The 22,882-nt window shown below is 74.2% G+C and carries 22 protein-coding genes; 9 read left to right on the forward strand and 13 right to left on the reverse strand.

The window, feature by feature from the left end; translation table 11 throughout:
* Nucleotides 1-286: 286 nt before the first annotated feature.
* On the reverse strand, nt 287-1,447 hold the full coding sequence (locus K1J57_RS20690; protein WP_370634469.1) for a DUF4349 domain-containing protein: 1,161 nt from the start codon (nt 1,445-1,447) through the stop codon (nt 287-289).
* 310 nt (nt 1,448-1,757) lie between these two features.
* Here K1J57_RS20690 and hemG point away from each other — a divergent pair, with 310 nt between their 5' ends.
* Both hemG and hemQ read left to right on the forward strand, forming a co-directional pair.
* On the forward strand, nt 1,758-3,215 hold the full coding sequence (gene hemG / locus K1J57_RS20695; protein WP_220560232.1) for a protoporphyrinogen oxidase: 1,458 nt from the start codon (nt 1,758-1,760) through the stop codon (nt 3,213-3,215).
* Nucleotides 3,212-3,922, forward strand: coding sequence for a hydrogen peroxide-dependent heme synthase (gene hemQ / locus K1J57_RS20700; RefSeq protein ID WP_220560233.1), 711 nt, complete (start codon nt 3,212-3,214; stop codon nt 3,920-3,922). The genes hemG and hemQ overlap by 4 nt, the downstream gene beginning before the upstream one ends.
* Before the next feature lie 166 nt (nt 3,923-4,088).
* Here hemQ and pssA read toward each other — a convergent pair whose 3' ends face one another.
* The 3 genes from pssA to msrB form a co-directional block, all read right to left on the reverse strand.
* Nucleotides 4,089-4,910 carry a CDP-diacylglycerol--serine O-phosphatidyltransferase gene (gene pssA, locus K1J57_RS20705; protein WP_255646452.1) on the reverse strand — a complete coding sequence of 274 codons (822 nt, stop codon included), beginning with the start codon at nt 4,908-4,910 and terminating at the stop codon, nt 4,089-4,091.
* Complete coding sequence (locus tag K1J57_RS20710; protein WP_220560234.1) at nt 4,897-5,565, reverse strand: phosphatidylserine decarboxylase; 669 nt, start codon at nt 5,563-5,565, stop codon at nt 4,897-4,899. Before K1J57_RS20710 ends, pssA begins: the two co-directional genes overlap by 14 nt.
* Nucleotides 5,566-5,734: 169 nt before the next feature.
* Entirely contained in the window at nt 5,735-6,172 is a 438-nt protein-coding gene (gene msrB / locus K1J57_RS20715) for a peptide-methionine (R)-S-oxide reductase MsrB (protein WP_220560235.1), read from the reverse strand.
* A 212-nt stretch (nt 6,173-6,384) separates the two neighbouring features.
* Here msrB and K1J57_RS20720 point away from each other — a divergent pair, with 212 nt between their 5' ends.
* On the forward strand, nt 6,385-6,795 hold the full coding sequence (locus K1J57_RS20720) for a hypothetical protein (RefSeq protein ID WP_255646453.1): 411 nt from the start codon (nt 6,385-6,387) through the stop codon (nt 6,793-6,795).
* 52 nt (nt 6,796-6,847) lie between these two features.
* Here the strand turns inward: K1J57_RS20720 and K1J57_RS20725 are convergent, their stop codons facing one another.
* The 4 genes from K1J57_RS20725 to K1J57_RS20740 form a co-directional block, all read right to left on the reverse strand.
* Entirely contained in the window at nt 6,848-7,612 is a 765-nt protein-coding gene (locus tag K1J57_RS20725; RefSeq protein WP_220560237.1) for a GntR family transcriptional regulator, read from the reverse strand.
* A gap of 163 nt (nt 7,613-7,775) precedes the next feature.
* Entirely contained in the window at nt 7,776-8,555 is a 780-nt protein-coding gene (locus tag K1J57_RS20730; RefSeq protein WP_220560238.1) for a dihydrofolate reductase family protein, read from the reverse strand.
* A 180-nt stretch (nt 8,556-8,735) separates the two neighbouring features.
* Nucleotides 8,736-10,901, reverse strand: a complete 2,166-nt coding sequence (glgX, locus tag K1J57_RS20735) for a glycogen debranching protein GlgX (RefSeq protein WP_220560239.1) — start codon at nt 10,899-10,901, stop codon at nt 8,736-8,738.
* A gap of 338 nt (nt 10,902-11,239) precedes the next feature.
* A complete protein-coding gene (locus tag K1J57_RS20740; protein ID WP_220560240.1) occupies nt 11,240-12,871 on the reverse strand; it encodes an acyl-CoA dehydrogenase family protein in 1,632 nt (543 codons plus the stop codon).
* 126 nt (nt 12,872-12,997) lie between these two features.
* On the opposite strand from K1J57_RS20740, the gene K1J57_RS20745 reads away from it, so the two are divergent.
* On the forward strand, nt 12,998-14,248 hold the full coding sequence (locus K1J57_RS20745; RefSeq protein ID WP_220560241.1) for a hypothetical protein: 1,251 nt from the start codon (nt 12,998-13,000) through the stop codon (nt 14,246-14,248).
* Nucleotides 14,249-14,264: 16 nt separating this feature from the next.
* Here the strand turns inward: K1J57_RS20745 and K1J57_RS20750 are convergent, their stop codons facing one another.
* Together K1J57_RS20750 and K1J57_RS20755 are read right to left on the reverse strand one after the other, a co-directional pair.
* The gene (locus K1J57_RS20750) at nt 14,265-15,149 is read right to left on the reverse strand and encodes an SDR family oxidoreductase (protein WP_220560242.1); all 885 of its coding nucleotides are present in this window, start codon (nt 15,147-15,149) and stop codon (nt 14,265-14,267) included.
* Nucleotides 15,150-15,224: 75 nt separating this feature from the next.
* Nucleotides 15,225-16,376 (reverse strand): alpha/beta hydrolase, encoded by a 1,152-nt coding sequence (locus K1J57_RS20755; protein WP_220560243.1) that lies wholly within the window; start codon nt 16,374-16,376, stop codon nt 15,225-15,227.
* 71 nt (nt 16,377-16,447) lie between these two features.
* Between K1J57_RS20755 and K1J57_RS20760 the strand changes: the two genes are divergently transcribed.
* Nucleotides 16,448-17,053 (forward strand): TetR/AcrR family transcriptional regulator, encoded by a 606-nt coding sequence (locus K1J57_RS20760; RefSeq protein WP_220560245.1) that lies wholly within the window; start codon nt 16,448-16,450, stop codon nt 17,051-17,053.
* Here the strand turns inward: K1J57_RS20760 and K1J57_RS20765 are convergent.
* Nucleotides 17,050-17,706, reverse strand: a complete 657-nt coding sequence (locus K1J57_RS20765; RefSeq protein WP_220560246.1) for a pyridoxal 5'-phosphate synthase — start codon at nt 17,704-17,706, stop codon at nt 17,050-17,052. The two genes, K1J57_RS20760 and K1J57_RS20765, sit on opposite strands and share 4 nt — an antisense overlap.
* 150 nt (nt 17,707-17,856) lie before the next feature.
* On the opposite strand from K1J57_RS20765, the gene K1J57_RS20770 reads away from it, so the two are divergent.
* Nucleotides 17,857-18,816, forward strand: coding sequence for a TIGR03557 family F420-dependent LLM class oxidoreductase (locus tag K1J57_RS20770; protein ID WP_220560247.1), 960 nt, complete (start codon nt 17,857-17,859; stop codon nt 18,814-18,816).
* On the opposite strand, the gene K1J57_RS20775 is transcribed toward K1J57_RS20770, so the two are convergent.
* A complete protein-coding gene (locus K1J57_RS20775) occupies nt 18,800-19,213 on the reverse strand; it encodes a cupin domain-containing protein (RefSeq protein WP_220560248.1) in 414 nt (137 codons plus the stop codon). The two genes, K1J57_RS20770 and K1J57_RS20775, sit on opposite strands and share 17 nt — an antisense overlap.
* A gap of 52 nt (nt 19,214-19,265) precedes the next feature.
* Here K1J57_RS20775 and K1J57_RS20780 point away from each other — a divergent pair, with 52 nt between their 5' ends.
* The gene (locus K1J57_RS20780; protein WP_255646454.1) at nt 19,266-20,228 is read left to right on the forward strand and encodes a GlxA family transcriptional regulator; all 963 of its coding nucleotides are present in this window, start codon (nt 19,266-19,268) and stop codon (nt 20,226-20,228) included.
* A 28-nt stretch (nt 20,229-20,256) separates the two neighbouring features.
* On the opposite strand, the gene K1J57_RS20785 is transcribed toward K1J57_RS20780, so the two are convergent.
* Complete coding sequence (locus K1J57_RS20785) at nt 20,257-20,949, reverse strand: MerR family transcriptional regulator (protein WP_220560249.1); 693 nt, start codon at nt 20,947-20,949, stop codon at nt 20,257-20,259.
* Nucleotides 20,950-21,034: 85 nt separating this feature from the next.
* Here K1J57_RS20785 and K1J57_RS20790 point away from each other — a divergent pair, with 85 nt between their 5' ends.
* Complete coding sequence (locus K1J57_RS20790) at nt 21,035-21,652, forward strand: stage II sporulation protein M (protein WP_220560250.1); 618 nt, start codon at nt 21,035-21,037, stop codon at nt 21,650-21,652.
* Between the two features lie 22 nt (nt 21,653-21,674).
* Nucleotides 21,675-22,043 carry a VOC family protein gene (locus K1J57_RS20795; RefSeq protein WP_220560251.1) on the forward strand — a complete coding sequence of 123 codons (369 nt, stop codon included), beginning with the start codon at nt 21,675-21,677 and terminating at the stop codon, nt 22,041-22,043.
* The last annotated feature ends 839 nt before the right edge of the window (nt 22,044-22,882 follow it).

Consider the following 22,882-nt stretch of genomic DNA (forward strand, 5'->3'; position numbering starts at 1 on the left):
CACCGCGGACACGGCCGGGCCCCGGGACCGCCACCGGTCCCGGGGCCCGCTCATCGGCGGGGTCACCGGCCCGCGGGGTCCTCCCCGGTCCCCTCGGCCTCGCCGGGCGCGGGGATGTCCCCGCCTCTGGGCCCTCCGCCCTCGGCGGGTCCGTTCGCCCTCTGCGGCTCCGTTCGTCCCCTGCGGGTTCCCCCGCCCCTGCGGCGACGTCGACCGTGCGTGCCGAGCCGGGCATGGGCGAGCCCCGGAACCGCCACCGGTCCCGGGACTCGCCCATCGGCGGAGGTCACCGGTCCTTGGGGTCCTCTTCCGACCCATCGGTCTCGTCGGATCCGGCTGCCCCAGTGGCCTCGTCGGCGCTCTCGGTGCTACCGGCGGCCTCGCCGATCCCAGTGGCCTCGGTGCTACCAGCGGGCTCGGCGGTCCCGGCGCCACCGGTGGGCTCGCCGGTGCCCGAGGCCTCGTCGGTCTCACCGGGCCCGGTGCCCTCGGCGGCCTCGCCGGTTCCAGCGGCCTCGGCGGGCGCGGGGGTCCCAGCGGCGGCGGCTCCGCGCACGGGCGGCGTGGGAGCGCCCGGAGCACCGGCGCGGACGGGGACGCGCGGGGCCTGCGCGGCGGAGCGGCGGCGGCGACGGCGCAGCCACCAGACCAGGGCGGTGACCGGCACGGCCAGCACCACGGCGAAGGGCAGCAGCCATCCCAGGGCGACGGCCAGGCCCTCGAACACCGAGACCAGTGCCCGCCAGCCGCGCTCCAGACCGCCCAGGAAGCCGATGCCGTCCTCCGCCGGCTCCTCGATGTAGGTCTGCGGCGGCACCAGCGTGAGATTGACGGTCGAGAGCGACGTCTGGTCCTCCAGGGTCTTCAGGCGCGCCTGGAAGGCCTCCAGCTCGGCCTGGCGGTCCTGGATCTCCCGCTCGACCCGCAGCAGCTCGTCGACGTCGTCGGCCTCCTGCAGGTACCCGCGCAGGGTCTCCAGGGCGGTCTCGGCCGACTCGATGCGGCTCTCGACGTCGGCCACCTCGCCGGTGACGTCCTCCACCGACCGGTTGAGGTCGGAGCGGTCGCCCAGTTCGGCCAGGTCCTCCAGCGCGCCCTCGTAGCCCTCGTTGGGGATCCGCAGGGTCAGGTACGCCTCGGGCGTTCCGCCGGTGGGGGTGGACAGCGACTCGGAGGCGACGTGGCCGCCCGACGCGGCGGCCAGCTCCTTGGCCTCCTGGGCCGCCTCGGCCACGTCGTCCACACGGACCGTGAGGTCGGCGATGTGGATGAGGCTGCGGTCGGACACCTCCGCCTCGGCGTCGACGACCGACGACCCGCCGCCCTCCTCGGCGGCGGCCTCTTCCTGCGACCGGTCCGCCTCGGCGGCGAAGTCCTGCCGGGCGGCGGCCTCGGGCGCCGCCTCGGTGCCCGCGGACCCCCCGCCCGCGTCGTAGGAGGCGGTCATGGGTGACGCGCAGGAGGTCACCAGGAGGGCAGCCAAGCCCGTGGACAGCAAGACCCCGGCGGCACGCCGCGCCGGGGAAGAACCCGAAGTAGCCATGCACCTTGGACGTGGCACCCGTCACCGGCGTTTCGGCCTGCTGGTAACGACCGGACAACGGTCCGAATCGGGCGGAAGGACTCTGCCGACACGGGACGTTCCCCGCGGCTCCCGCGCCCCGCGTCCGCGATCCTTGAGGGGGAGGGCCGCGGTGCGCCGGACGTCACGGGGACGGCGGGACGCTGTGACCCACGGCATCTGGGAAGCTGGGAGTATGCCTGAAGCACCGCACGTCGTCGTGGTCGGGGGCGGGATCTCCGGACTCACCGCCGCGCACCGCCTGGCCGGGCTCGGCGCCTCCGTCACCGTGGTCGAGGCCGCCGACGCGCCCGGCGGCAAGCTGCGCGCCTCGCCGGTGGCGGGCGTGTCCGTCGACGCGGGGGCCGAATCCGTCCTGGCCCGCCGCCCCGAGGCGCTCGCCCTCATCGAGGAGCTGGGCCTGGGCGACCGCCTGGTCCACCCCGGGCCGGGGGCGGCCGCCGTCTACAGCCGCGGCCGCGTCCGCCCGCTGCCCAAGGGCCAGCTCATGGGCGTGCCCGGGGACCTGCGGGCGCTGGCCCGCAGCGGCGTGCTCTCCCCGTGGGGGACCGCCCGCGCCGCCCTGGACCTGGTGCGCCCGCGCACACCGGTGCGCGGCGACCTCCCGGTCGCCTCCTACGTGGGCGTGCGCCTGGGGCACGAGGTCGTCGAGCGCCTGGTGGAGCCGCTGCTGGGCGGCGTCTACGCGGGCCGCGCCGACGAGCTCTCGCTGGAGGCCGCCCTGCCGCAGATCGCGCCGATGGCCCGCGAGGGCGGCTCGCTGATCCGCGGCGTCCGGGCCGCCACCGGGGCCCGCGGCCCCTCCGGCGGCCCGGTGTTCGCCTCCCTGCGCGGCGGTATCGCCGGGCTCGCCGGCGCGCTGGCCGAACGCCACGGCGGGGACGTGCGCACCGGCACCCGCGTCCGCTCCCTGGAGCGCCTCCCCGACGGCTGGCGCGTCCACCTCGACACCGGCGACCGGATCGGGGCCGCGGGCGTCCTGCTCGCCTGCCCCGCCCCGGAGGCGGCCCGGCTGCTCGCCGACCACGTTCCCGAGGCCGCCCGCGAGCTGCGCGCCGTCGAGTACGCGAGCATGGCCCTGGTCACCCTCGCCCTGCCCGCCTCGGCGTTCCCCGCCCCGCTCACCGGTACCGGTTTCCTCGTCCCGGCGGGGGAGGGAGGGCTCACCGTCAAGGCGGCCACCTTCTCCTCCAACAAGTGGCCCTGGATCGCGGAGGAGCTGGCCGCGGCGGGCGAGGACCTGGTCGTGGTGCGCTGCTCCATCGGCCGGTTCGGCGAGTCCGGGGTGCTCGACCGCTCCGACGAGGAGCTCACCGCGGCCGCCCTGGCCGACCTCTCCCGCGTCACCGGCCTGGCGGGGCGCCCGGTCCAGGCCCGGGTGACCCGCTGGGACGGCGGCCTGCCCCAGTACGCGGTCGGGCACACCGCCCGCGTCACCCGCATCCGCGACGCCCTGGCCCGCCACGGCGGGCCGGCCGTGTGCGGTGCGGCCTACGGCGGAGTGGGCATCCCCGCCTGCATCGCCGACGCGGACCGCCAGGCCCGGGACCTGGCCGCCGCCCTCCAGACCGACAGCCGTAACAGCCGCGGCGACGGAGCCGACGGCACCGAACAGCAAGGAGTCAACCCGTGACGGGCCAGCACAGCGGAGCCATCGCCGAGGACGGCGTGGACCTCAACTCCCTCATCCGCTACACCATGTGGTCGGTGTTCAAGGTCGGGAGCCTGGAGGGCGTCGACCGCGCCGCGGCGGCGGAAGAACTGCAGGGCCTGCTCGACAAGGCGGCCGAGCAGGGGGTCACCACCCGCGGCGGCTACGACGTGCAGGGTTTCCGCGCCGACGCCGACATCATGTTCTGGTGGGTGGCCGACACCCACGAACGGCTCCAGGACGTCTACAGCGCGTTCCGCCGCACCGCGGTCGGCCGCGCCGCCACCCCGGTGTGGTCGGTGGTGGGCCTGCACCGCCCGGCCGAGTTCAACCGCGGCCACGTGCCCGCGTTCCTGGCCGGCGAGGAACCCCGCGACAACATCTGCGTGTACCCCTTCGTCCGCTCCTACGAGTGGTACCTGCTCGCCGACGAGGAGCGCCGGGCGATGCTCGCCGAGCACGGCCGCATGGCCGCCCCCTACCCGGACGTGCGCGCCAACACCGTGTCCACGTTCGGGCTGAGCGACTACGAGTGGCTGCTGGCCTTCGAGGCCGACGAGCTGCACCGCATTGTCGACCTCATGCGCCACCTGCGCGGCGCCAAGGCCCGCCTGCACACCCGCGAGGAGATCCCCTTCTACACGGGCCGCCGCAAGAGCGTGGCCCAGCTGGTGGAGTCCCTGGCCTAGGGCGCGGCCGGCGGGTCGGTCCGGGGCGCGGCCGCGGGGCCGCGCCGCCTGCGCGCGGACGGCCGCTCCCGGCCGTCGGCGCGGGCGCCGGACACGCACCAGGGGCCCGGTACGACGAAGGGCGCCCCGGCGGATGACCGTCGGGGCGCCCTTCGTGTAGGCGCTCCTACTCCTCGACCGGCTCGGCCGGGGCGGGGACCGGCTCGGCGGCCGCGCGCCGGGTGGCCAGGACGTGGAAGGGGACGGTGACGATGAACAGCAGGACCAGGGCGCTCACCAGGTACACGAGCCACTGCCCGGCGGGCAGGCCCATGCCCCAGGACACCACCAGCGCCACGCCGGCGCCGAGCATGCCCAGCACCATGTACGCCTTGCGGCCGCGCGGCTTGGGGTACTCGATGCGGCTCACCATCAGCCAGGAGATGAACAGCACCGCGACCGCGGCGATCGTCGGGGGCGGGTCCAGCAGCACGACCGTCACCACCGCCATCGCCCCGAACGGGCAGGGCAGGCCGGTGAAGTAGCCGGTGCCCGGCGTCTGGAGGGAGAACCGGGCCAGCCGCACGATCACCGCCAGCAGCACCGCGCCGCCGGCCGCGAGCGACAGCGCCCCGCCGCCGCCCTGGGTGCCCCAGACGACGAACAGGAACGCCGGGGTGAACCCGAAGCTGATGACGTCGGCCAGGTTGTCCAGCTCGGCGCCCATGCCGCTGCCGCCCAGCTTGCGGGCCACCCGCCCGTCGAGCAGGTCCAGCGCGGCCGCCACCAGCATCAGCCCCACGACCGTGGCCATGGCGCTGCGCGGCAGCGGCCCGCCGGCCCCGGCTGCCAGGTGCGTCGACAGCGCGGCGACCAGCGCGCACACGGCCAGGAACCCGCACAGGGCGTTGCCCAGGGTCAGGTAGTCGGCCAGGGCCAGCCGGATGCGGGAGGTGTCGGGGGCGGAGGAGGCGAGGGAGCCGGGGAGCGGGCCGTCAGTCGGCGTCAAGGCGGGTTTCCCCGGCGCGGACGCGTTGGCCGACCTCCACCGCCGGGGTGATCCCGGCCGGAAGATGGACGTCGACGCGCGACCCGAACCGGATGAGCCCGATCCTCTCGCCTTGCTCGACCTTCTGCCCCGCAGCGAGATACGGGATGATACGCCGGACCATCGCGCCGGCGATTTGAACGACCGTGATCTCACCGATCTCGGTTTCAAGGGTCCAGATGACGCGTTCATTACGCTCGCTGTCCTTGTCGAAGGCGGGGCGGAAGCCCCCCGGGCGGTGTTCGACACGGGTCACCACGCCGGCGAGGGGGGCACGGTTCACGTGCACGTTCAGGGGGTTCATGAACACCGCGACCCGGGTCCGGCCGTCGGGACGGACGTCGATGCTCTGGACGACGCCGTCGGCCGCGGACAGCACACGTCCGGTCGCCGGGCCCCGCTCGGGGTCGCGGAAGAACCACGCCATCCCGGCGGCGAGGGCCACCACCGGCACGGCCAGGGCCGTGCGGGCCCGGGAGCCGCGGGCCGCCAGGGCGGCGACGCCGGCGGCGCCGAGCGCGGGGACCAGCCAGGGGGCCGATCCCTGGGCCATGCCCAGGCGCGGACGGGCCGCGGGCCGGTGAGAGACGGATGTGGAAGGTGAGTCGTCGGTCATCGAGCGCTTTCGTCGCGGGTGATTCTGCTCCGGGGGGCGGCGGGGGACCGTCCCGCCGGAACGCTGCATGCGATTATCCCTGATCCGCCGAGGGCGGTGATCGGGTGAACACCGGGCCGCCCTCGGACGACCCGCAGGCGTACGCCCGGAACCAGGATGCTACGCCAACCTACTCCGTAGGCTCCAGGGTCAGGGCCACGGAATTGATGCAGTACCGGTCATCGGTCGGGGTGGCGTATCCCTCACCGTGGAACACGTGCCCCAGGTGCGAGTCGCAGGTGGCGCACCGGACCTCGGTCCGGACCATGCCCAGCGAGCGGTCCTCGACCAGGGTGACGGCGTCGGAGTCGGCCGGGTCGAAGAAGCTCGGCCACCCGCAGTGCGAGTCGAACTTCTCGGTGGACCGGAACAGCTCGCTCCCGCAGCCGCGGCAGCGGTAGACGCCCTCGGTCCTCGTGTCCACGTACTCCCCGGTCCAGGGCCGTTCGGTGGCCCCCAGGCGCAGGACCGAGTACGCCTGCTCGTCCAGCCGCTCGCGCCACTCCCGGTCGGTCTTCGGGATGTCTCCGGTCCCGCCCTGCGGGGCCCTGTCCGCTGTATCAGCCATGTCTTCGACGTTATCCGGAATCGGACACCGGTGTCTCCCCGCGCCCTCGGGACGACGCTTTCGGTAAATCGTCCTTAGCCACGACATACCTCTAACTTCACCAACGGTCGCGTTCGGTGTCCGTCCGTGAGGGTAGGGCATGGAGCAGGGTTCAGTGGTCGAAGCGCAACAAGGCAGGTGACATGGCCGCTACAGCGCAAGAGTCACTCACAGTGAGCAAACGACCGCGGCGCGTCGGATGGATGCGGTACGGACTGTGGTGGTTCGAACAGGCCGCCGCGGGCGCGCGCGGCGGGATCCGCTCCCTGGCCAGGGGAGCGGGCAAGGAGATGCGGCGGGCCGCCGGGCTCACCGCGAAGGCCCTCCCGGCCGGCCTGGAGAAGGCGGAGGCGGAGCCCTGGGACGACCGGAGGCTGTTCGTCGGGCTGACGGCGTTCTCCGTCGTCGCCCTCGCCCTCGCCCTGCTGCTGGGGTTCGGGGTCGCCGAGTGGATGCGGACGGAGGCGGGCGCGCTGCCCATCGTCGGGGTGGGCGCGCTGGCGGTCGGGGTGGTCCTGGCCTGCCTGGCCTACGTGGTGTTCGCCTCCCGGCAGCGCCGTCCCCGGGCCGGGGAGAGGGAATGAACACCCCGGTGGGGCGCCTCCGGGAGCGCCCCACCGCCGGGGTGGGGGCCGGTCAGGCCTCGAAGTCGTACTGCAAGACGTAGGCCGAGCCGTCCATCGTGATGGCGTTGAACTCCACGGGGCGGTGCTCCGCGGTCAGCGCGGTGCGCGCCACCTCCAGCACCGGTGTCCCCGGCGCCAGGGTCAGGGCGCCGGTCTCCTCGGGGGTGGGCATGCGGACCCGGATCTCCTCGGTGAAGCGCGCCGGGGCCAGCCCCCGTTCGGCCAGCCGCGCGTAGATCCCGCCGGGCCCGGTGTCGTTTTCGCGGAACCGCGGCTCGTCCCCCACCGCCGCCAGCGGCAGGTGCGAGACCGCGGTCTGCACGGGGCGGCCGTCCACGAGGTAGCGCCGCGAGCGCACCAGGACCGGCTCGCCCTCGGCCAGCCCCAGGACCCGGGCCACGTGGTCGCGGGCGGCGGCCTCCTCCACCCGCAGGCGGTCCACCTCGTAGCCGCGGTCGTCGCTGTCGGTCTGCCAGATGGCCCGTCCGTTGCCCCACAGCTCCCGGGCCAGGCGCCGGGCCCCGTGTCTTCGCACCGGGCGGAACAGGCGGACGTAGACGCCCGAGCCGCGCACGGCCACGGCCAGGCCCTCGTTGATGAGCACGGAGAGCGCTTGGCGCGCGGTCGCCCGCGCCACGCCGTGGCGCTCCATGAGGACGTTCTCTCCGGGGAGGCGGTCGCCGTCGGCGAACCGCCCGGAGCGGATCTGCTCGCGTAGTTCCTCGGCTATCTCCCTGTAGACCGGTGGAGGGGGTCCGTTTTCGGACGTCGGCACCACGTTCTTCCTCTCGGCCGGGGGCCAGGCCCGGTCAGCCCCGCTGATGCGTTGTGACCACTGGGTGGCACATCTCGGGTATGTCCGGTTGCGGGAAGGTTCATGCGTGATTGAGTGGTGGCCGAAACCGACCGGTTATGGTCAGCGACCGCGGCCTGCGCCGTCAGCGCACGTAGCGTGCGAACAGGGCGTCGTCGGCGGTCAGCAGGTGCGCCATCCGCACGGGCGTGCTCTGCACGGAGAGGAACTCGGGGGCCCCGGGGGTGCCCGGCCCCCCGGCGACGATGCGCGGCGCGCCGGCGCCCAGCAGGTGCGGACTCACCGTCAGGCACAGCTCGTCCAGCAGCCCGGAGGCCGTGAACTCCGCCAGCAGGTGCGGGCCCCCCTCGGTCAGGACGCGGTACAGGCCCCGGCCCGCCAGCGCGTTGACGATGTGCACCGGTGTGACCGACTCCCCGTCGACGACCTCCAGGTCGGCGTGGCGGGCCACGTGCGCGCGGCGCTCGGCGGGGGCCGAGGCGACGGTGAAGACGATGGTGCGCGCGTGCGGGGGCGCGTCGGTGAGCAGGCGGTCGGGCAGGTCCAGGGTCCGCGAGACGACGGCGACGGCCGGGGTCGCCGGGCGTCCGGCGCGCAGCGGGGCCCAGGAGGCCCGGTCCTTGACGGGGCCGTAGTCCTCCACCCGGGCGGTCCGCGCGCCCACCAGCACCACGTCGCACAGCCCGCGCAGGACGCCCATCACCCGGCGGTCGGCGGAGGAGGACAGGTCGCGGCTGCGCCCTGAGGGGCCGATGGCCCCGCCGTCCACACTGGCCACCATGTTGGCCCGCACCCACGGGCGGTCCAGGCCGACCGGGTGGGCGTAGGCGGCGGCCAGGTCCACCTCCCCGCCGGGGGAGGGGAGGAGCTCGCGGAACACCGGGTGCGCATCGTTGCCGACCATGGTGCACCAGCGTAGGGCCTGTACGGGGCGGGGCCGCTCCGCGCGGGGCCCGTGTCGCCGGACGGGGCGCCATCGGGCCCGGGAACGGCGACGGCGGCCCGCCGGGCGCTCAGAGCCCGGCGGGCCGCCGTCCGGAGCCGGGGCCCGCCCCGGCTCCGCCCCTCCTGCGGGTGCCTCCGCTCAGCTCCCCCCGCCGGTGCGGTGGGACACCCGGCGCAGCAGGACCAGCGCCCGGTCGATGACCCGGACCGGGCCGCCCGCCGTGACGAACGGCCGGTCCAGCACGTCCGGCTCCGCGGTGTCCAGCACCGTCTCCCAGGCCATCCCGTACTCGGTGCCCGGCACCGTGAAGTCCACCGCGTCCGCGCCGCTGTTGAGCAGCAGCAGGAACGAGCTGTCCCGGATGCGCCTCCCCCGCGGATCCGGTTCGGTGATGGCGTCCCCGTTGAGGAACACCCCCAGGGCGCGCCCGGGCCTGTTCCAGTCGTCCCCGTTCATCGGCCGCCCGTCCGGGCGCAGCCAGGCGATGTCGGGCAGCCCCTCCCGGTCGTTCTTCGCCGCGGCGCCGCCCTCCACCGGGCCGCCGCGGAAGAACCGCCGGCGCCGGAAGACCGGGTGCTCCCGGCGCAGCCGCGCCAGGTCGCGGACGTAGTCCAGCAGGTCGTTCTCGGGCTCCTCCCCCTCGCCGAGACCGGCCGCCTTCCAGTCGATCCAGGAGATCTCGTTGTCCTGGCAGTAGGCGTTGTTGTTGCCCCCCTGGGTGCGCCCCACCTCGTCCCCGTGGGACAGCATCACCACCCCCTGGGACAGGTACAGGGTGGTGAGGAAGTTGCGCACCTGTCGGCGCCGCAGCGTGATGATCGCCGGGTCCTCGGTGGGGCCCTCCACCCCGTGGTTCCAGGACCGGTTGTCGTCGGTGCCGTCGCGGTTGTCCTCGCCGTTGGCCTCGTTGTGCTTGTGGTCGTAGGCGACCAGGTCGGCCAGCGTGAAGCCGTCGTGGCAGGTGATGAAGTTGATCGACGCCACCGGGCGGCGGCCGTCGTCCTGGTAGAGGTCGCTGGAGCCCGACAGCCGTGAGGCCAGCTCGCCCAGCACCGGCTCGCCCCGCCAGTAGTCGCGCACGGTGTCGCGGTACTTGCCGTTCCACTCGGTCCACAGCGGCGGGAAGTTGCCCACCTGGTAGCCGCCCGGGCCCACGTCCCAGGGCTCGGCGATCAGTTTGACCTGGGAGATCACCGGGTCCTGCTGGACGATGTCGAAGAACGTGCTCAGCCGGTCCACGTCGTGGAACTCGCGGGCCAGCGCCGACGCCAGGTCGAACCGGAACCCGTCCACGTGCATCTCCAGGACCCAGTACCGCAGCGAGTCCATGATGAGCTGGAGCGAGTGCGGGTGCCGGACGTTGAGGCTGTTGCCGCACCCCGTGTAGTCGAGGTAGTAGCGCTGGTCCTGGTCCCCCACCCGGTAGTAGCTGAGGTTGTCGATGCCGCGCAGCGACAGGGTCGGCCCCATGTGGTCGCCCTCGGCGGTGTGGTTGTACACCACGTCGAGCAGGACCTCGATGCCCGCCTCGTGCAGCGACTTCACCATCGCCTTGAACTCCTGGACCTGCTGCCCGCGCGAGCCGCGTGCGGCGTACCCGCTGTGCGGGGCCAGGAAGGCGAGGGTGTTGTACCCCCAGTAGTTGGTCAGCCCGCGCGCCACCATGGCGTGCTCGGGCACGAAGTGGTGCACCGGCATGAGCTCGACCGCCGTCACCCCGAGCGAGGTGAGGTAGTCGATCACCGCCGGGTGCGCCAGCCCCGAGTAGGTGCCCCGCTGGTGCTCGGGGATGCCGGGGTGGCGCATGGTCAGCCCGCGCACGTGCGCCTCGTAGATCACCGTCTGGTGGTACGGGGTGCGCGGTCTGGACTCGTTGCCCCAGTCGAAGAACGGGCTCACCACCACGCACTTGGGCACGTAGGGGGCGCTGTCGGCGGTGTTCTTGCGGCCGGGGTCGGAGAAGTGGTAGCTGAACAGCGATTCGTGCCAGGTGAGATTGCCGTTCAGTGCTTTGGCGTAGGGATCGGTGAGCAGTTTGTTCGGATTGCAGCGCAGTCCGTGCTCGGGTGCGTAAGGACCGTGGACCCGGTACCCGTACTGCTGACCCGGACCGATACCGGGAAGGTACCCGTGCCAGACGAATCCGTCGTATTCGGTCAGGGGTATACGGGTCTCCTCGCCGTCGTCGTCGAACAGGCACAACTCCACCTGGTCGGCGGCCTCGGAGAAGAGCGAGAAATTGGTACCGGACCCGTCGTAGGTCGCACCCAGAGGATAGGAACTACCTGGCCAGACTTCCACCATAGGCGTTATCGGTCTCTTGGTCTCGGGGCTTTCGTGCGGTATCTGGAGATCCGTCCGTGAGCGCTCCCAGTTGCGGTCGGGTGCGCGGACGGTCCGTCGATGGTCCGAAAGCGGATGGTCGTGTGGTGACGACTTCTTTCTTCCGCTCCGGCCGCAGAAGTATGCCGAACTGGACCGATGATCATTCATCGGCCGCCCCGGGCGGGCGGCGGTACCGGTGGAGATCGTGATTTCAGGTGATATGCGAGGCGGCCCGGGAGGGGGAATTCCGACGGGTCCCGCCATTCGCCCCCGCCGGGACCGCGCCGCCCCCGGCCCCGGGGGCGGCGCGGCGACGGTCAGGCCCCGGGCCGGGCCCGGTCCAGGATCAGGCCCGTGTCCACGCCCCGGGGCAGGGTGCCGAACACGTGCCCCCACTCGCCGCCCAGCCGGGAGGCGGTGAAGGCCTCGGCCACCGGGGTGGGGGAGTGGCGCAGCAGCACCGAGGCCTGGAGTGTGAGCGCCATCAGCTCCACCACCGAACGCGCCCGGTACTGGACCTCCTCCAGGTCGCCCAGGGTCTGCTCCAGCCGCTTGACGGCCGTGTCGTAGTGGTCGTCCACGCCCCGGGCGGCGTCCAGCTCGGTGAGGAACGCCGCCACCGACTCGGGGTTGCGGCCCATCGCGCGCAGCACGTCCAGGGCGGCCACGTTGCCCGAGCCCTCCCAGATGGAGTTGAGCGGGGAGTCCCGGAACAGCCGGGGCATGCCCGACTCCTCCACGTACCCGTTGCCGCCCAGGCACTCCAGCGCCTCGGCGGCGTGCGCGGGCTGGCGCTTGGTCACCCAGAACTTGCTCACGGCCACGGCCAGCCGCCGGAAGGCGGTCTCGGCCTCGTCGCCGCGCACCGACCGGTCCACCGCCCCGGCCAGCCGGGTCATGAGCGCCGTGGCCGCCTCCGACTCCAGCGCCAGGTCGGCCAGCACGTTGCGCATGAGCGGCTGCTCCGCCAGCCGCCTGCCGAACGCCGACCGGTGCTCGGCGTGGTGCAGGGCGTGGGTCAGCGCCGCCCGCATGCCCGCGGCCGAGCCGATGACGCAGTCCAGCCGGGTGCTGTTGACCATCTCGATGATGGTCGGCACCCCGCGGCCCGGCTCGCCCACCAGGTGGGCCACCGCGCCGTCGTACTCCAGCTCCGCCGAGGCGTTGGACCTGTTGCCGAGCTTGTCCTTGAGGCGCTGGATGCGCAGGTCGTTGCGGGTGCCGTCCTCCAGCACCCGCGGCACCAGGAAGCAGCTCAGCCCCTCGGGCGCCTGGGCCAGGGTGAGGAAGAAGTCGCTCATCGGCGCGGACGTGAACCACTTGTGCCCGGTGAGCAGGTGGTGGCCGTCGGCGGTGGGCACCGCGCGCGTGGTGTTGGCGCGCACGTCCGAGCCGCCCTGCTTCTCGGTCATGGACATGCCCGCGATGAGGCCGCGCTTGGTGTGCGGGGCGCGCAGCCCGAAGTCGTAGGTGCGCGAGGCCAGCAGGGGCTCGTACCGCTGCGCCAGTTCCGGGGCGTGGCGCAGCGCGGGGACCGCCGCGTAGGTCATGGAGATCGGACAGCCGTGGCCCGCCTCGGGCTGGGACCACAGGTAGAACTTGGCGGCCCGGGCCACGTGGGCGCCGGGCCGGTCGTCGGCCCAGGGTGCGGCGTGCAGGCCGAACTCGACGGCCTGGTCCATGAGGACGTGGTAGGCGGGCTGGTAGTCGACCTCGTCGATCCGGTGCCCGTAGCGGTCGTGGGTGCGCAGGACGGGCGGGTAGGCGTTGGCGGACTCGCCCCAGGAGCGGACCCGCTCCGTTCCGGCGGCGTCGCCCACCTCGCGGACCTCGGGCTCGGCCCAGGCGGCGCCCTCGCGCCGCACGCCCTCCAGCAGGGCGGGGTCGTCGGCGGCGTTGTAGTCGCCGAGCGGGGCGGCCTGGTTGAACACCTCGTGTGTCGGGGGCATGGCGTACTCTTCCGTTCCTGTTCGCAGGCGGCCGGGTGCCGCGCATCCTATCCCGTCGCGACCAGGGGTAACAGAATCGGGTTCGGTTCCGCCCCGGGCCGGCCCCCGCCGGTGGAGAATGACACGATGACCTTCACGGATCCCGCTCCCGCCCAGGCCCCCGAGATGCCGCCCCCCGAAGAGATGTGGGCGGGGCCCGCCGCGATCGCCGTGCTCGGCGCACTGGTCCCCGACCACGGCTCGCCGTGGCAGCGGTGGGGCCGCGCACTGGACCACGACCACAGCGAGGGGCGGTGCTGCCTGGCCCTGGTGGAGGGCGGCCGCGCCGTGCTGTTCGGATACGACGTCGACGGCTCTCGCACACGGCGCGCGGCCCCGGCCGTCGACCTGCTCGCCGGCGGCCCCGGCTGGCTGCCCTGGGAGTGGCTGGACAAGGCCCTGCGGGACGCCGAGATCGTCTCGTTCCTCGCCTGGTGGGACGGCCGCGCCTGGTACCGGGCGCCCCTCCCGGAGGGGGCCGACGAGGTCCTGTCCCCGGACGCCGACGCCGACGACGTGTACGAGTCCCTGCTCGAGTTCTGCCTCGACGGCGGGTGGGACGATGACGACGAGGACTCGCAGGAGCGGCAGGACGCGCTCAGATCCGGCCTGGACGCCCTGGTGGCCGCCGCCTCCGAGCGGCGCCTCGGCGAGGGCGTGCTGAAGGGGCTCGCCGACGCCCTGCCCGACCCGGACGCCGCCGACACCGAGGGGGCGCTGGCCGAGGCCCGCCGGCTCGGGCTGACCGGCGAGGAGGAGCCTCCGGCGCTGCCCGCCGGGACGGGCGAGCCGGCCGGCCGCCGCGTCCACCTGCCCGAGGGCCAGGCGGGCGCGTCGGTGGGGGTCGCCGCCCGCGGTGCAGCGGAGAGGCCGCGGCCCGAACCCGGAGAACCCGGGCCGGCCCTGCGGGCCTTCCTGGACTGGGCGGGCGGGCACGCCCCGGCCGGGGTGACGGTCTCCGCCGTCGGATACGGCGACATCACCGTCCGGGTCGGCGGGGCGCACCTCCCCGCGCCCCCCGGCGGGGGCGCGGACCCGTCGGCCGCCCTGGCCCGGGCCTGGCGGGAGGAGGAGGCCGACCCGCGCAGCGGCGCGTGGCTGTACGCGCGCGTCGACACGGGGCGGGGGACCGTGGAGCGCTTCTACGACGGCCTGCCCGACCGGGCGCACCCCGCCGAGATGTCCACGCGCGCCCTCGAACGGCTGCGCGGGGAGATGGCCGCCCGCGACGGAGAGTGGCGCCCGGACTGGGCGGCGCTGCTGGCCGAGGACTTCGTCCGCGACGGCGCACCGCCCCGCCTGTGCTGGAACCCGGGCATCCCGCTCTCCCTGGGCTGAGGCCGCGCCCCGCGGGTCAGCGGCCCACGCCCAGCGAGAAGCCGCCGTCGGTGGTGATCACCTGCCCGATGACCCACCGGCCCTCGTCGGACGCCAGCCAGCCCACCAGCCGGGCCGGGTCGGACGGGTGCCCGAACCGGCCGAACGGGGTCGCCGCCAGGACCTGCTCGATGAGCTCCGGGGAACGGTCGGTGGACTCCGGGTCCAGGTACCCGGTGTTCACCGGACCGGGGTTGACCGTGTTCAGGACGATGCCGTGCGGCAGCAGCTCGGCGGCCGCGGTGGCGGTCAGCCCGGCCAGCGCCGCCTTGCTCGCCGCGTAGGCCACCTCACCGACCATGGGGCCGTGGATCTGCCCGGAGGTCGTCCAGAACACCCGGCCGGTGGCGTGCTCGTCCAGAGGCCCGGAGAACTCCTGCCGGTCGCCGGGGCGGGCTCCGGGCGCCTCCTCCAGCCCGGCGAACGCCTTGGCGAAGTGCGAGGTCAGCAGCAGGGTGGACCGGGTGTTGACCGACCAGTGGCCGTCCAGCTTCTCCGCGCTCATGTCCAGGAGGGAGCCGTCCCCGCCCGAGCGCGCGTGGTTGCACACCAGCACGTGTAGGGAGCCGGTCAGCTCCCGGGCGGCGGCCACGAGACGCTCGGGGGCGTCGGGCTCGGCCAGGTCCAGGCCCAGGTCCCCGAAGGCGGCGCCGGGGCGCAGCGCTTTCCGGAGCCCCGTGCGCACCCCGTCGAGGTCGTCGGGGCCCCAGGGCTGGTCGGCGTCGTGCGACCGGTGGTGGTGGACGAACAGGTCGGCGCCCAGTTCGGCCAGTCGCGCGGCGATCGCGTATCCGATGCCCCTGCGCCGGGAGACCCCGGTGACCAGGGCGGTCCTGCCGTGCAGCGGAAGTGGGTTCGTCATGGTCGCGATCCTAGGAACCCCGGCCCCTTCCCCGCACCGCCTTTTCGGCCGGCCCCGCCGCCCTTCCGCGGCCCCTCAGCCGGTGTGCCGGCCGAGGAACACGGACAGCTCGTGGCGGGCCCACTGCGAGGCCAGGCCGCCCCAGTTGAGGTCGAACATGTGCTCGGCCCACGGGATCTCCACCAGCCGGTGCTCCACACCCGCCTCCGCCAGCCGGGCGGCCAGGCGGCGGTTGTCCCCGGGGTCCAGGAACAGGTCGTGTCCCGCCGTGATGAGGAGCGTGGGCGGGGCGTCGGGCGAGACGCGGTGCAGCGGGGACATCGCGGCGTACACCTCCGGGTCGCCGTCGGTCATCCGTTCGCCCTCCTGGTCGAGCTGCGCGGCCAGGGGGGAGCTGCGCAGACGCCAGGGGTAGGGCGGCGCGTCGGCGGTGCCGTCGGCCACCGAGTACCAGGCCGCGACGGCCGCCACCGGCACGTGCTCCACGGGGCAGCTCGGCGGGATGTCCCCGGCGGGGGTGTAGGCGGCCAGCAGGGCGAGCAGGCCTCCGGCGGACTGGCCGGTGAGGACGATGCGGTCGGGGTCGCCGCCGTACCCGGCCGCGTCCTCCCGGATCCGGCCCAGCGCGCAGCGCACGTCGGCGACGGCGGCGGTGCCGTCGCCGTCGGGGAAGAAGCGGTAGTCGACCTCGAAGACCACGTGGCCCCGGTCGGCCAGCCAGGTGTCCCAGCGCGGCAGCAGGCTCTGCGGCAGGTCCTCGGCCCCGCCGTGCACGTTGACCACCACGGGCAGGGGCCCGTCCGCGGGCTCCCGCGGCCGCCAGACGTCCATCTCCAGGTCCTCGCCGCCGGGGGAGGCGTAGACCAGGGTGAGCGGTTCCCGGTCGGCGGAGGTGGCGAGGCCGTCGGCGTAGCCGCCGAGCGAGACGGGTGCTCCCGCCTGCCGCGCCGCCCACCAGGTGGTCGCGGGCGGGACCAGGGCGGCGGCCAGCGCCACCGCGTTGACGGCGGCCAGGACCGCCGCCGCGCGCGGGCGGGCGGCGCGCCCGGCCAGGGCCAGGAGCGCCCCCAGGGCCGCGACCGCGGCGGGGACCAGCGCGAACTCCAGGACGATCAGGCCGTACTGCCAGAAGTCCCAGGAGGGCGGTGGGAGCAGCACCACCGTGGCCGCCGCCGCGACGGCCAGGACGGTCAGCCCGGACAGGAGGAGACAGACGAAGCGGACCATGTGGAACCCCAATTCGATACGAGCGTAATGATACGAATGTATCGAATAAGGGCGCGTGCCACAATGGGCCGGTGCCCAAGTACGTCGACAAGGACGCGCGCCGCCGCGAGGTGGCCGCGGCGCTGCGGCGCGTCGCCGCCCGCGAAGGACTCGAAGCCGTGAGCATCCGCACCGTCGCCGCCGAGGCGGGGCTCTCGGCGGGGGCGGTCCAGCGCGACTTCGCCACCAAGGACGAGCTCCTGGCGTTCGCCTTCCACGACACCGTCGCGGCCGTGGAGGAGCGGTTCTCCCGCATCCGCATCGGCCCGGGCCGGGCGACCTTCGCCGAAGGACTGCGCGCGGTCCTGCTCGACCTGCTGCCCACCGACGACGAGCGGCGGGCGCAGGCGCGGGTGTGGGCCGCGTTCTACGCGCGGGCGGCCCTGGTCCCCGACTTCGCCCGCACCCTCGCCGACCTGGACGGGCGCGCCCGCACCGCGCTGCGGGCCGCCCTCTCCTACGCCTCCGAACAGGGGGAGCTCGCCCCGGGCCTGGACCCCGGGGCGGCGGTGGAACTCCTGCTCGTGCTCGTCGACGGCATCTGGCTCACCGCCGTCCGCCAGCCCCCGGGCGCCTCACTCGACCCGCAGCGCGCGGCGGTCGACGCCGCCGTCACCGCGGTCACCGGGACCCCCTAGGGCCAGAGGAGGCCGCGCTCCCAGGTCCCCCGGGACTCCTCGCGCCGGTAGCGCAGGCGCACGTGGCGGCGGTCCGGGGAGCCCTGCCAGAACTCCACCTCCACCGGCCGGACCACGTACAGCCCCCAGTCGTCGGGCACCAGGGACGGGTCGGCCTCCACCCGGGCCCGGCTCTCGTCGAAGGCCCGGTCCATCTCCGCGGGGTCGGCCAGCGGGTCGCTCTGGCGGCCGTGCAGCCCGGCCGCCCGCGACGCCGGCGGCCGGGAGCGGAAGTCCGCGGCGCACAGCCCCGGCGTGGCGAGCTCCGCGACCCCGCCCACCCGCACCTGGCGGCCCTGCTCGCGCCAGTGGAACAGCAGCGCCGCCTGCGGGTCCGCGGCCAGCTCCCGCCCCTTGCGCGAGGTCGTCGTGGTGGCGAACCACCACCCCTCGGGGGTGAGGTCCTTGAGGATCACCACCCGCGCCGACGGCGCCCCGGCCTCGTCGGCGGTGGCCACCGCCATGGCGTGGGGCTCGGACACCCCGGCGGCCACCGCCTCCTCGAACCACGCGGTGAACAGCGCGATCGGGTCGTCGGGGGCGGCGGACGGGTCGAACGCGGGCAGGTCCCCGGCGAACACCGGCAGGCCGCGCAGCAGTTCGCGGACGGTCATGGGTCTCCTCTCGGATCGGCGCAGCCCACCCTACGGACCGGCCGCAGAAACGGCAGCCCAAAACTCGCCCAAGCCCCGCGGGCCGCGTGTGTTCCCATGGCCTTCGCTGGGCAGTGGCACCCCTGCGCCATCCGACCGAGAGGAGCCATCGTGGAGATCGGGTTCAAGCTCATGGCCGAGCGGTACAGCGTCCCCGAGCTGGTGCGCCAGGCGATACGCGCCGAGGAGCTCGGGTTCGGCTTCGTGGAGATCAGCGACCACTACCACCCCTGGCTGTTCGAGCACGGGCACTCGCCCTTCGCCTGGTCGGTGATGGCGGCCATCGCGCAGGCCACCGAGAACATCCGCATCGGCCCCGGGGTGACCTGCCCGTCGATGCGGTACCACCCGGCGATCGTCGCCCAGATGTCGGCCACCACGGCGGTGCTGTCGGGCGGACGGCACTTCCTGGGCGTGGGCTCGGGGGAGCGGCTCAACGAGCACGTCGTCGGCGACGCCTGGCCCTCGGTCACCGTCCGGCACGCGATGCTGCGGGAGTCGCTCCAGATCATCCGCATGCTGTGGACCGGGGGGTACCACTCCTTCGAGGGGGAGTACCTGACCCTGGACGACGCCCGGGTGTTCGACCTGCCCGACACCCCGCCCGAGATCATCGTCGCCGCCGGCGGCGAGCAGGCCGCGGCCCTGGCCGCCGAATACGGCGACGGGCTGTTCGCGACCGAGCCCAAGCCGGAACTGGTGGAGGCCTACCGGGCCGCCGGGGGCGACGGGCCCCGGTACGTGGAGGTGCCGCTGGCCGTCGCCGACGACGTGGACACCGCCCTCCAGCGGGCCCGGGAGGGGTTCCGGTTCGGCCTCAGCGGCTGGAAGGTGATGGCGGAGCTGCCCAACCCGGTCAACTTCGAGGCCGCCACCGCGCTCGCCACCCCGGAGGACATGCGCCAGATGGCGTCCGCCGGCCCGGACCCGCAGGAGCACCTCGAGCAGGTCCGGACCTTCGCCGAGGCAGGGTTCGACCACCTGGTCCTGATGAACGCGGGGGCCGACCCGGACGACTTCTTCGCCTACGCCGAGGAGAACCTGCTCCCCGAGCTCACGTCCGCCCCCTGACCGGGACCTCCAGCGGGTGGCCGACGGTGGCGTCGATGTGGTCGGGGACCTCTCCCTCATGGTCGCCCACCGTCAGCGTCCCGGTGGGCTCGAACAGCAGGATCGAGGCGCCGCCGTCGGACTCGGGCCGGTGCTCGACTCCGCGCGGCACCACGAACACCGAGCCGGGTCCCAGCGCGACCACCCGCTCCTCCGCGCCCTCGCGCAGCCGGATGCGCAGGTCGCCGTCGATCACCAGGAAGAACTCGTCCGTGTCCCGGTGGGCGTGCCAGACGTACTCGCCGCGCACCTTGGCCACCCGGACGTCGTAGTCGTTGACCCGGGCCACCACACGCGGGCTCCACAGCTGCTCGAAGGAGGCCAGCGCCGCGGCCAGGTCGATGGGTTCGTCGCTCATGGACGCCATCCTCCCGGTGGCGCCCCGGCCGCGGAAGTGCTAGGAATCGCACATGCCGCAAGATTCCTCGCACCGGGTGGCGCTGATCGTGGACGCCGGGTCCAACCCGTTCGAGATGGGCGTGGCCACCGAGCTGTTCGGGCTGCGCCGCCCGGAGATCGACCGGACCTGGTACACGCTCACCGTCTGCTCGCCCACCCCCGAGGTGCCGGTGCACCTGGGGCTGTTCACCCTGGCCGGCCTCGCGGGCCTGGACGCCGCGGCCGGGGCGGACACGGTCATCGTGCCCAACCGCCCCGACCCGTGGACGCCGCCCCGCCCCGAGGTGCTCGCCGCCGTGCGCACGGCCCACGCCCGCGGGGCGCGCCTGGTGAGCTTCTGCACGGGCAGTTTCACGCTGGCGGCCGCGGGCGTGCTGGACGGGCGCCGGGCGGCCACCCACTGGCGGCACGAGGAGCTGTTCGCCCGGCTGTACCCGAAGGTGCGGCTGGAGCGCGACGTGCTGTTCGTGGACGACGGCGACGTGCTCACCGCCGCGGGCAGCGCGGCCGCCCTGGACCTGGGACTGCACCTGGTCCGGCGCGACCACGGCGCGGAGGCGGCCGCCTCCGTGAGCAGGCGGCTGGTGTTCACCGCGCACCGGGAGGGCGGCCAGCGCCAGTTCGTACCCGCTCCGCTCCCACACCCCGCCGACGTTTCACTGGCGCCGGTCCTCGACTGGGCGCGCGAACGCCTGGGCGAGCCCCTCACCGTCACCGACCTGGCGGCCCGCGCCGCGGTGAGCCCGGCGACCCTGCACCGGCGCTTCCGCGCCGAGCTGGGCACCACCCCGCTGGCGTGGCTGCGTGCGGAACGGGTCCTCTCCGCCCGGCGCCTGCTCGAACGCACGGACCTCGACCTGTCCTCCGTGGCCCGGTCCAGCGGCCTGGGCACCCCCGCCAACCTCCGCGAGGCGGTCCGCGCGCACACCGGCCTCAGCCCCTCGGCCTACCGCTCCGCGTTCCGTCTCACCTGAGCAGCGGGGACCGGCCCGATCCTCCACCTCATGTGGCCATGAGCCCGACCAGGCGCTCGAGCACACGCAGCTGCGCCGGGTTGTACAGTTCCGCAGCCGCCTCGGCCATCGCCTGCGCCGCCCTCCGGGGACCCCGCGGCGAGTCCGCCACCGGGTCCGGGCCCTCCGCCCGCGCACGGAGGGCCGCCGGCAGCAGCCGCTCGGCGAGATCGGCCACCACGGCGTCATCCGCGTCCGCGGGCAGCGCCTCGAACTCCCGCTCGGCCTCGTCCGGGGTGCCGATGAGCTCGCGGAACTCCGCGAGGTACCTCTCGCTGAACACGGTCGAATAGACCGCCAGCAGCGACCGCTGCCGCTCCGACAGGTCACCGTAGACCGAGGCGAAGCCGGGCGGGGCGTACACCGACGCGCGGTGCCGCAGGATCACGGCCAGCTCCTCCCGCACCCGGACCAGCCGGTCGATCCTCGCCTCCAGGTCCGCGTCCAGCGCCCGGATCGCCTCCTCCGGCTCGTCCTCCACCGCCGCGATCTCCGACAGCGGGATCCCCAGGTCGCTCAGCCGCCTGATCCGCACCAGCCGCACCAGGTGCGGAACGCCGTACTGCTTGTATCCGTTGGCCGTCCGCTCCGGGACGTCCAACAGGCCGATCTCGTGGTAGTGCCGCACGGCCTTCACCGTCGTTCCGGCGAGCTCGGCGACCTGCCGGGTGCTCCACGCCATGCGCCCCTCCTCGGTTCGTGCTCCGGTCCACCCGTTCCCGCCCCGGGCTTGACCATGCCCCAGGGGCACGGTCTGGAGTGGACGCATGCGCCACCTTCGAGAGCCCTTCCGGATCATCCGAGCGAACCTCGGTGCCTACCTCGCCATGAACGCGGTCATGTTCGGCCTCTTCTTCGCCGGCGTCGCCGCGGCGCTCGCCTTCCCCGACCTGCACGCGGCGCAGATCACGTCCATGGAGCAGGACGGCACGGCGGACCTGGTGGGCGAACTGCTCGGGAACGTCTGGCTGTTCGGCCTGACCATCCTCGCGGTCAACGTGCTGACGGTCGCTGTGGCGACCATCCTGCTGCCCTCGATGATCGTCCCCTTCGCCGGCATCGTCCTCTTCGCCTACCGGGCGTTCGGCTTCGGGCTGTCCCTGGCCCCGGTCGACGCCACCGCGGCGAAGATCCTGATCCCGCACTCCCTGACCATCCTCATCGAGTTCCAGGCCTACGTCCTGGTCATGCTCGGCGCCTACCTCCTGGGCCGTGCCTGGCTGCGCCCCGCGTCGGTCGGCGCCGACACTCGCCGCCAGGGGTACCTCCGCGGCCTCGGACAACTGGGCCGCCTGCTCCCGCCCGCGCTCGCCCTGTTCGTGATCGGCGCCGCGTACGAGGCCTTCGAGATCATCTACCTCGTCCCCCCGCTGCTCCTGGGTTGACCCCTTCGGGCAGAATCGGGTGATGCTGAACATCGGATCGGTCGTGCTGGGCGTCTCCGACGTGGCCCGTGCGACGGCCTTCTGGACCGCGGCCCTCGACTACACGCCCCGCGACCCCGGCACCGACCGCTGGGTCGTCCTGGTCCCCACCAGGGGACCGGGCGTCCAGGTCGCGCTCGGCCTGAGCGACGTACCCGTCCAGGAGCACCCCCGGGTCCACCTGGACCTCTACGCGAAGGACGCCGCCGACCAGGCCGCCGAGGTCGAACGGCTGGTGGCCCTGGGCGCCGAACGCGTCGACTGGGACCTCTACCCCGAGGACCCCGACTTCGTCGTCCTCGCCGACCCCGAGGGCAACCGCTTCTGCATCATCGACACCAGCCGCTCCTGACCCCCAACCCCCAGGGAACCCCCCGCCCCAACCGGAGGGCATCGCAGCACCCCACCCCGGGGGTGTCCACCCGCCGGGGCCCACTCCATCCGGAGGGCATCGCACCTCCTCCGCCCCCGGGGGCCGGCCACCCGGGTGCCGGCCACCCCCGGAGGCCATCGCAGCACCCCCACCCCCGGGGGGATTCCCACCGGGGGTGGGCCATACCCGGAGGGCATCGCAGCACCCCCTGAGGGGGTCCCCACCCGGGGGCCGGCCATAGCCGGAGGGCGTCGCAGTGCCTCCGCTGCAGGGGGTTTCCCGCCCGACTTGGGTGGCCCGCCATAGTCGTGTCAGGCCAGTGGGGCCCCTGACCCCAGGGGGTCTTTGCCGAGGTAGTTGTAGGTTTCCAAGAGGCCGGCCGCTTGGGGTGGGCGGTCCGCGCCGGGTGGGCCCGGCCCCGGCCGCAGTCGGTGTCCGGCAGACCGGCAGGCGGGTGCGTTGGGCGCGCGTGGTGGGTGGTGGGGGTGTGACTGCCGGAGCCGGGTGCACGCGGAGCGCGCACACCCGCACCGCTTGGAAAGGTTGTGGGCGCCGGCGGCGGTGCGGGCGCTCCACGCTGTTGCCTACTCCCGCGGATGACCGCGGTACCGGTCAGTGCCGGGGGTGAAAGCCGCACGTTTCCGCGACCCCGGCCCCAGACCGGGCACAGGACCGCACACCTCCACCGCAGGGGGTGAAGGCCGCGCGTACTCGTGGCATCAACCCGAGGGGGTGAGGGAGGAGGGACCGCGACCCTCGCCCGAGGGGGTTTCGCCGCACGTATCCGAAACCCCAGCCACAGCCCGAGCACAGGACCT

It is taken from the genome of Nocardiopsis sp. MT53, from assembly GCF_019598965.1.
GTDB classification, from domain to species: domain Bacteria; phylum Actinomycetota; class Actinomycetes; order Streptosporangiales; family Streptosporangiaceae; genus Nocardiopsis; species Nocardiopsis changdeensis.

Coding starts and splice junctions, on each gene's coding strand:
- K1J57_RS20745 (WP_220560241.1), top strand. CDS start 12,998: ATGACCTTCACGGATCCCGCTCCCGCCCAGGCCCCCGAGATGCCGCCC.
- K1J57_RS20750 (WP_220560242.1), bottom strand. CDS start 15,149: ATGACGAACCCACTTCCGCTGCACGGCAGGACCGCCCTGGTCACCGGG.
- K1J57_RS20755 (WP_220560243.1), bottom strand. CDS start 16,376: ATGGTCCGCTTCGTCTGTCTCCTCCTGTCCGGGCTGACCGTCCTGGCC.
- K1J57_RS20775 (WP_220560248.1), bottom strand. CDS start 19,213: ATGAGCGACGAACCCATCGACCTGGCCGCGGCGCTGGCCTCCTTCGAG.
- hemG (WP_220560232.1), top strand. CDS start 1,758: ATGCCTGAAGCACCGCACGTCGTCGTGGTCGGGGGCGGGATCTCCGGA.
- K1J57_RS20790 (WP_220560250.1), top strand. CDS start 21,035: ATGCGCCACCTTCGAGAGCCCTTCCGGATCATCCGAGCGAACCTCGGT.
- K1J57_RS20795 (WP_220560251.1), top strand. CDS start 21,675: ATGCTGAACATCGGATCGGTCGTGCTGGGCGTCTCCGACGTGGCCCGT.
- K1J57_RS20780 (WP_255646454.1), top strand. CDS start 19,266: ATGCCGCAAGATTCCTCGCACCGGGTGGCGCTGATCGTGGACGCCGGG.
- K1J57_RS20690 (WP_370634469.1), bottom strand. CDS start 1,447: ATGACCGCCTCCTACGACGCGGGCGGGGGGTCCGCGGGCACCGAGGCG.
- glgX (WP_220560239.1), bottom strand. CDS start 10,901: ATGGTGGAAGTCTGGCCAGGTAGTTCCTATCCTCTGGGTGCGACCTAC.
- K1J57_RS20740 (WP_220560240.1), bottom strand. CDS start 12,871: ATGCCCCCGACACACGAGGTGTTCAACCAGGCCGCCCCGCTCGGCGAC.
- K1J57_RS20710 (WP_220560234.1), bottom strand. CDS start 5,565: ATGACCGACGACTCACCTTCCACATCCGTCTCTCACCGGCCCGCGGCC.
- K1J57_RS20730 (WP_220560238.1), bottom strand. CDS start 8,555: ATGGTCGGCAACGATGCGCACCCGGTGTTCCGCGAGCTCCTCCCCTCC.
- K1J57_RS20765 (WP_220560246.1), bottom strand. CDS start 17,706: ATGACCGTCCGCGAACTGCTGCGCGGCCTGCCGGTGTTCGCCGGGGAC.
- K1J57_RS20785 (WP_220560249.1), bottom strand. CDS start 20,949: ATGGCGTGGAGCACCCGGCAGGTCGCCGAGCTCGCCGGAACGACGGTG.
- msrB (WP_220560235.1), bottom strand. CDS start 6,172: ATGGCTGATACAGCGGACAGGGCCCCGCAGGGCGGGACCGGAGACATC.